6 protein-coding genes, 3 tRNA genes and 1 other annotated feature are annotated in these 6,408 nt (G+C 29.6%); all 9 genes read left to right on the top strand.

Going from position 1 to position 6,408, the window contains the following annotated elements; translation table 11 throughout:
* The first annotated feature begins 343 nt into the window (after positions 1 to 343).
* Positions 344 to 859, top strand: a complete 516-nt coding sequence (locus ACQPVP_RS13730) for an HD domain-containing protein (protein WP_430850842.1) — start codon at positions 344 to 346, stop codon at positions 857 to 859.
* A 15-nt stretch (positions 860 to 874) separates the two neighbouring features.
* Positions 875 to 1,381: a transcription repressor NadR gene (locus ACQPVP_RS13725; protein WP_430850840.1), complete on the top strand. Its 507-nt coding sequence runs from the start codon at positions 875 to 877 to the stop codon at positions 1,379 to 1,381.
* A gap of 19 nt (positions 1,382 to 1,400) precedes the next feature.
* Positions 1,401 to 2,813, top strand: coding sequence for an NAD(P)/FAD-dependent oxidoreductase (locus ACQPVP_RS13720; protein ID WP_430850838.1), 1,413 nt, complete (start codon positions 1,401 to 1,403; stop codon positions 2,811 to 2,813).
* Positions 2,806 to 3,060, top strand: a complete 255-nt coding sequence (locus tag ACQPVP_RS13715; protein WP_430841398.1) for a DUF1667 domain-containing protein — start codon at positions 2,806 to 2,808, stop codon at positions 3,058 to 3,060. Before ACQPVP_RS13720 ends, ACQPVP_RS13715 begins: the two co-directional genes overlap by 8 nt.
* A gap of 45 nt (positions 3,061 to 3,105) precedes the next feature.
* Positions 3,106 to 3,304 (top strand) — a binding site (T-box leader).
* 51 nt (positions 3,305 to 3,355) lie between these two features.
* A complete protein-coding gene (serS, locus tag ACQPVP_RS13710; protein WP_430850836.1) occupies positions 3,356 to 4,633 on the top strand; it encodes a serine--tRNA ligase in 1,278 nt (425 codons plus the stop codon).
* Between the two features lie 213 nt (positions 4,634 to 4,846).
* A tRNA-Ser gene (locus tag ACQPVP_RS13705) sits at positions 4,847 to 4,937 on the top strand.
* Positions 4,938 to 5,072: 135 nt separating this feature from the next.
* Positions 5,073 to 5,163, top strand: a tRNA-Ser gene (locus tag ACQPVP_RS13700).
* A gap of 24 nt (positions 5,164 to 5,187) precedes the next feature.
* A tRNA-Ser gene (locus tag ACQPVP_RS13695) sits at positions 5,188 to 5,278 on the top strand.
* Between the two features lie 159 nt (positions 5,279 to 5,437).
* Entirely contained in the window at positions 5,438 to 6,382 is a 945-nt protein-coding gene (locus ACQPVP_RS13690) for an ROK family protein (protein WP_430850834.1), read from the top strand.
* Positions 6,383 to 6,408 lie beyond the last annotated feature (26 nt).

The raw sequence follows: 6,408 nt of genomic DNA, 5'->3' as shown, positions 1-6,408 counted from the left end.
CTCAGTTGGGAGAGCACTTGCCTTGCACGCAAGGGGTCAAGGGTTCGAATCCCTTTACCTCCACCAAGAAGTTATGGAAACATAACTTCTTTTTTTTTATTCTAATCAAATTATAATAGGATTATTCTGTAAACAATATTTTACAATTTTCTTCCATCAACTCTTAAGTTATTCTATTAATTTTGCAATGACTTGTATTTCAGCGAAATAAGCAAAGTTATATAGAAGTACTTTTTATTCATAAAATTAAAATAATTTATATAATTGATAATAAAAATATATAGTGTTATTATTTGTATAGATACGAATAATAACACTATATATTTTTAGAAAGGTGATTTCGATGGCTTTATATAGAGTAAAGCAATTTATTTGGGGATTTACTTCATTGTTTAAAGAAATAGATTATGCATATGTAACTAAATTTTTAAATGAAGAAGAAGTTAGAATATTTAATAATCTTAAAAATAATGATAAACATCATTGTATTAGGGTATGCAAGGATTCTATAAAGATGAGAAATGACTTAAATATAGATGTAGATATATATAAATTAGGTAGAGCAGCTCTTTTGCATGATGTAGGTAAGGGGTATGTACATTTATCATTAGTTGAAAAGTCTGCAGTTGTATTATTAGATAAGATTAGTAAGGGTAAAATAAAAAAGTACGATAATATAAAACAAATAAATGTATACTATAATCATCCTAAGATAGGATTAGATATATTAAAAAATAATGGTTTTGACTTTGAAAAAGATGAAGAATTATTACAAGTAGTTAGATATCATCATAGTAAAGATTTCATAGAGAATAATAATATACTTAATATAATAAAAGTTTGTGATGATAAAAATTAGCTTTCGAGGTGGTTTATGAGTTCTAAAAAAAGAAGAGAAGAGATTTGTAAGATGCTAGTTGAAAGCAACAAAGCTATAAAGGGAACGAAACTAGCTTCTTTATTTGGAGTTACTAGGCAAATTATAGTAAAAGATATTGCAATTTTAAGAGCTGAAGGTAATACTATTATAGCAACCCCAGATGGATATATTTATAATAAGGATATAAATAAAGTTAAATCTATAATAGCTGTTAATCATGATGAAAATAAAACAATAGATGAACTTGAAATAGTAGTGAAATATGGCGGAATAATAGAAGATGTAATTATTGAGCATCCTTTATATGGAGAAATAAGAGGAAATTTAATGATAAAGAATTTAAATGATTTAAATAAGTTTGAAAGTGAGTTTAAAAATAAAAATGTTAAACCTCTATCTAATTTAACTGATGGAATTCATCTTCATACGATTGCAGCAGATAGCGAAGAAGACATTAATGCAATAAAAAATGAATTAAAAGAAAAAGGGTTTTTACTATAATTATGGTAGGAGGTAAACTATGGATTATGATATTCTTATATTAGGTGGAGGTATAATAGGCTGTGCTGTAGCTTATGAATTATCTAAATATAATTTTAATATAGCTTTAATAGAAAGAGATTATGACATAGCAGATGATATTTCATTTGTTAATACATCTATAGTATATGATGGCTCTGAGACCTCTGATGATGTAATGGCTGGACTTGAGTATATAGGAAACTTAATAATGGAGGAGACTTGTAATAAGTTTAAAGTTCCATTTAAAAAAATTGGGGCTCTAAGAGTAGTTAATGATGAGAATGGTGTAAAAAAACTAAAAGAAATGTATGATAGAGCTAGGAGAAGGGGAATTGAAGGGGTTCATTTAATTGATGATAAAGAAGTATATTATATTGAACCCAATATAAATCATAATATAAAGCAAGGTCTTTATTCAGAAAATATAGGAATAATAGCACCATATGACCTAGCTATTGCATATGCAGAAGTAGCTGCTGATAATGGGGTTATTTTCAGATTAGAAGAGGAAGTTCTAAATATACAAAACTTATCAAAAGGATTTAGGGTAACAACAAATAAGAATAAATTTAGTTGTAAAGTGGTCATAAATACTATTCCTCATGAAATATATATAAAGAAAAATGGTAAAGTAGAGGATAATGAAACTAAAGGAGAAGGAACTCATTTTAAAAATATGAGTTATTTATTAGTAGATGATAATTATAAAAATAAGTTAAATAAAATAGTTATAGAAACATTTGATAAGGATACATTTGTTTTAAGTACCCCTACTACAACTACAGGATCATTAATAGGGATAAAAAGTACTGAAAAGACTAGCTTAAGACATAATTTGTTATATGCAAATAATTTATTACAAGGTTTAGAAAAAAATAATATAAATAATCTGTTTAGAGAAAGCTATAATAAAGATTCTATGTTAATAGATGATAGTGAAGTAGATAAGGGATATATTAGAGTAACTGGAACTCATTACGGTAAAATAACTATAGCTCCTGCAATAGCAAAGATGCTTTGTGATACAATTGCTAATAATTTAAATTGTACATTAAAGAAGAATTTTATAGATAAAAGAAGAGAAGTGTATAAGTTTAGAGAACTTAGTAAAAAAGAAGCAAATGAAATAATTGCTCTGGATAAGAGATATGGGAAGATTATATGTGTATGTAATAATATTTCAGAAGGAGAAATCGTTGATTGCATTAGGAGACCCTTAGGTGCTAGAACTGTAGAAGGTGTTAAAAGAAGGACTGGATCAGGATTTGGAAACTGTCATGGATCTTATTGTTATGAAAAGATAGTAAACATACTTGCTAGGGAATTAGATAAAAATATAACTGATATAGTAGATGATTCTAAAGACTCTAAGGTAATATCTAGTAGAATAAAGGAGTTTGAAGATGTGTAAATTAAATAATGATGATAGCAATAAGGACATATTTACATCTATAGTTAGAGTTAAGGGAAGTGACAAGTATAAGGTGGTACCAGTAAAATCTAGTAAAGAAGTAGATAGAAGTCTTTGGATAGAGTTATCTAAAGTAATTGGAAGAATATATGTAAGTGTTCCTGTCAAGGTAGGAAATATAATATGTAAAAATATATTAAATACAGGAATAGATATAATCTGTACAAGAGATTTATTTGATGAATAAAATATTGACATAAATATTTTTTTATACTATATTAAAATAAATATAATAAAACTGTTGAAGAGGATAGTAATATCATTTTTACTTTAAGAGAGTCGATGGTTGGTGTAAATCGATAGTAATATGTTATGAATCCACCTCGGAGGGACTGCGATGAGCAGTACGGTAGAAACCGTTAAATTTATTAAGTGAATAGCATATTATTGCTATTAATTAGGGTGGCAACGCGGAATCTTTCGTCCCTTTTGGGGAGGAAAGGTTCTTTTTTATTTTAAAAAATAAGAGAGGAGATATAATAATGTTAGATTTAAAATTTGTAAGAGAAAACCCAGAGATAGTTAAGAAAAATATAAAAAATAAGTTTCAAGATAGTAAACTTCCGCTTGTAGATGAGGTAATAGAATTAGATAAAAAGCTTAGAGAAGCTAAACAACAAGCTGAATCTTTAAGGGCAGATAGAAATAAATTCTCAAAACAAATAGGAGCTTTAATGGCTCAAGGAAAAAGAGAAGAAGCAGAAGAAATGAAAAAGAAAGTAACTGAAAACTCAGAGAGTTTATCTGAGTTAGAGGTTAAAGAAAGTGAATTAGCTGAAAGAGTTAAGTCTATAATGATGACTTTACCAAATATAATTGATCCAAGTGTTCCAATTGGAAAGGATGATAGTGAAAATGTAGAAGTTGAACGTTTTGGAGAGCCAAAGGTTCCAGATTTCGAAGTTCCATATCATACAGAAATAATGGAAAGGTTAAGTGGATTAGATCTAGATAGTGCTAGAAAGGTAGCAGGAAGTGGATTCTATTATTTAATGGGAAATATCGCGAGACTTCATTCAGCAATAATTTCATATGCTAGAGACTTTATGATAGATCGTGGATTTACTTATTGTATTCCTCCATATATGATTCGTAGTGAAGTTGTAACAGGTGTTATGAGTTTTGCTGAAATGGATGCTATGATGTATAAAATTGAAGGTGAAGATTTATATTTAATTGGAACAAGTGAACATTCTATGATAGGTAAGTATATAGATACTATATTACCTGAAGAATCATTACCACATACCCTAACAAGTTATTCTCCTTGCTTTAGAAAAGAAAAGGGAGCGCATGGAATAGAGGAAAGAGGAGTATACAGAATCCATCAATTTGAAAAACAAGAGATGATAGTTGTATGTAAACCAGAAGAAAGTATGGAATGGTATGAAAAATTATGGGTAAATACTGTAGATTTATTCCGTTCTTTAGATATACCAGTTAGAACTTTAGAATGTTGTTCTGGAGATTTAGCAGATCTTAAAGTTAAGTCAGTAGATGTTGAAGCTTGGTCACCAAGACAAAAGAAGTATTTTGAAGTAGGAAGTTGTTCAAACTTAGGAGATGCACAAGCTCGTCGTTTAAAGATTCGTGTAAATTCTAAAAATGGAAAATACTTTGCTCATACATTAAATAATACAGTTGTTGCACCACCAAGAATGTTAATAGCATTTTTAGAAAATAATCTAAATGAGGATGGTTCAGTAAATATTCCAACTGCACTTCAACCATATATGGGGAATATGAAGGTAATTAAGTAATTTTATTAACTGTTATTAAATAAAATAACAATAGATTTAAAGTGAGATAAATCTAAACATAATAATAGGATGTATAATATAACCACCAGTAGATTAGTGGAAAAATAATATGCATCCTATTTTTATTAAATTAATTATAAATATAATTTAATAAAAAATGTTGACATAATATTTTTCTGTTGCTATAATCATATTTGTCGAAAGACGAAACATGGAGAGATGGTCGAGCTGGCTTAAGGCACCGGTCTTGAAAACCGGCGTACCTTTACGGGTACCGTGGGTTCAAATCCCACTCTCTCCGCCATAGAAAAAGCATCTAAAATTAGATGCTTTTTAATTTAATTATGAACATAATAAAAAAATATTAAAAATTTAAAAAAAATAATTGACAATATATATAGCGGTTGCTATAATAGTATTTGTCGCAAGACTGAAATATGGAGAGATGGTCGAGCTGGCTTAAGGCACCGGTCTTGAAAACCGGCGTACCTTTACGGGTACCGTGGGTTCAAATCCCACTCTCTCCGCCATATAACCTTTATAAGAAGGCACATGGAGAAATACTCAAGTGGCTGAAGAGGCGCCCCTGCTAAGGGCGTAGGTCGGGCAACTGGCGCCCGGGTTCAAATCCCGGTTTCTCCGCCAAAAGCATCTAATGAATATTAGATGCTTTTTTATTATTTATAAACAAATTTATCAAATGCTTTAATGAAAATTGATTCATTGTAAACATTTTTAATAAATGATATACTATTTTTATGATTTATAAAAGTTATATTATGAGGTATATATAGGAGGATGGAGATGGAAAAGAAATATGTAATTGGTGTAGACTTAGGAGGGACTAAGATATACACGGCTTTAGTTGACTTAGAAGGAAAGATAATTAAAGAAGTTACAGTTAAGACTGAAGCACATAAAGGCGATGAGGCTGTTTTAGAGAAACTATTAAAGACTATAGATGATGTTTTACAAGGAACAGATATAAATGAAGTTAAAGCTATTGGAGTTGGATCTCCAGGGCCGCTAGATTTAGAAAAGGGATTAATAGTTTATACTCCAAATTTACCATTTAAAAACTTTAATATAGTAAAACCTATAAAGGAAAAATATAAAATTGATACTTATTTAGATAATGACGCAAATGTAGCAACATTAAGTGAGTATATGTTTGGATCAGGAAAAGGTAGCAAAAATATGGTTTATGTTACTGTAAGCACCGGAATCGGTGGAGGAGCTATTTTAAATGGAAGTTTATTTAGAGGAAGTACAGCAAATGCTTTAGAAATTGGACATATAACAGTAATGAAGGGCGGTCCTAGATGTGGATGTGGTAATACTGGATGTGCAGAGGCTATGGCATCAGGAACTGCAATAATGAAAAGGGCAAGAGAAGCTGTAGAAAGCAAGGTGGAAACAACTTTAAAAAATTATGAAGAAGTAACTGCAAAAGAAGTATTCATAGAAGCAGAAAAAGGAGATAAGGTTTCTCAAGATATATTAAATGATGCACTATCATATTTAGGAATAACTATTTCTAATATCGCAAACTCATTTGATCCAGATAAGATAATAATTGGTGGAGGAGTTAGTGAAGCAGGTAGAATAGTGTTTGATAAAATAGAGTATGAGATGGAAAGAAGATGTCTAAAGACTATTTATAATAACTGTAAAATAGAAAAGGCGGTTTTAGGAAGCCAAGCAGGGGTTCTAGGTGCAGCAGCACTTGCAATTTTAGAAGGTAAATAATTAATTAAGGCTATATCACAATAGAT

Source organism: Clostridium nigeriense, from assembly GCF_050585265.1.
GTDB lineage: Bacteria > Bacillota > Clostridia > Clostridiales > Clostridiaceae > Clostridium > Clostridium nigeriense_B.
The sequence above is the reverse complement of the archived record's forward strand: the minus strand, read 5'-3'. Positions and strand labels throughout refer to the sequence as shown.

What these genes read in the sequence shown, in the direction of transcription:
- ACQPVP_RS13730 (WP_430850842.1), top strand. Translation starts at nt 344, where the DNA reads ATGGCTTTATATAGAGTAAAGCAATTTATTTGGGGATTTACTTCATTG.
- ACQPVP_RS13725 (WP_430850840.1), top strand. Translation starts at nt 875, where the DNA reads ATGAGTTCTAAAAAAAGAAGAGAAGAGATTTGTAAGATGCTAGTTGAA.
- ACQPVP_RS13720 (WP_430850838.1), top strand. Translation starts at nt 1,401, where the DNA reads ATGGATTATGATATTCTTATATTAGGTGGAGGTATAATAGGCTGTGCT.
- ACQPVP_RS13715 (WP_430841398.1), top strand. Translation starts at nt 2,806, where the DNA reads ATGTGTAAATTAAATAATGATGATAGCAATAAGGACATATTTACATCT.
- serS (WP_430850836.1), top strand. Translation starts at nt 3,356, where the DNA reads ATGTTAGATTTAAAATTTGTAAGAGAAAACCCAGAGATAGTTAAGAAA.
- ACQPVP_RS13690 (WP_430850834.1), top strand. Translation starts at nt 5,438, where the DNA reads ATGGAAAAGAAATATGTAATTGGTGTAGACTTAGGAGGGACTAAGATA.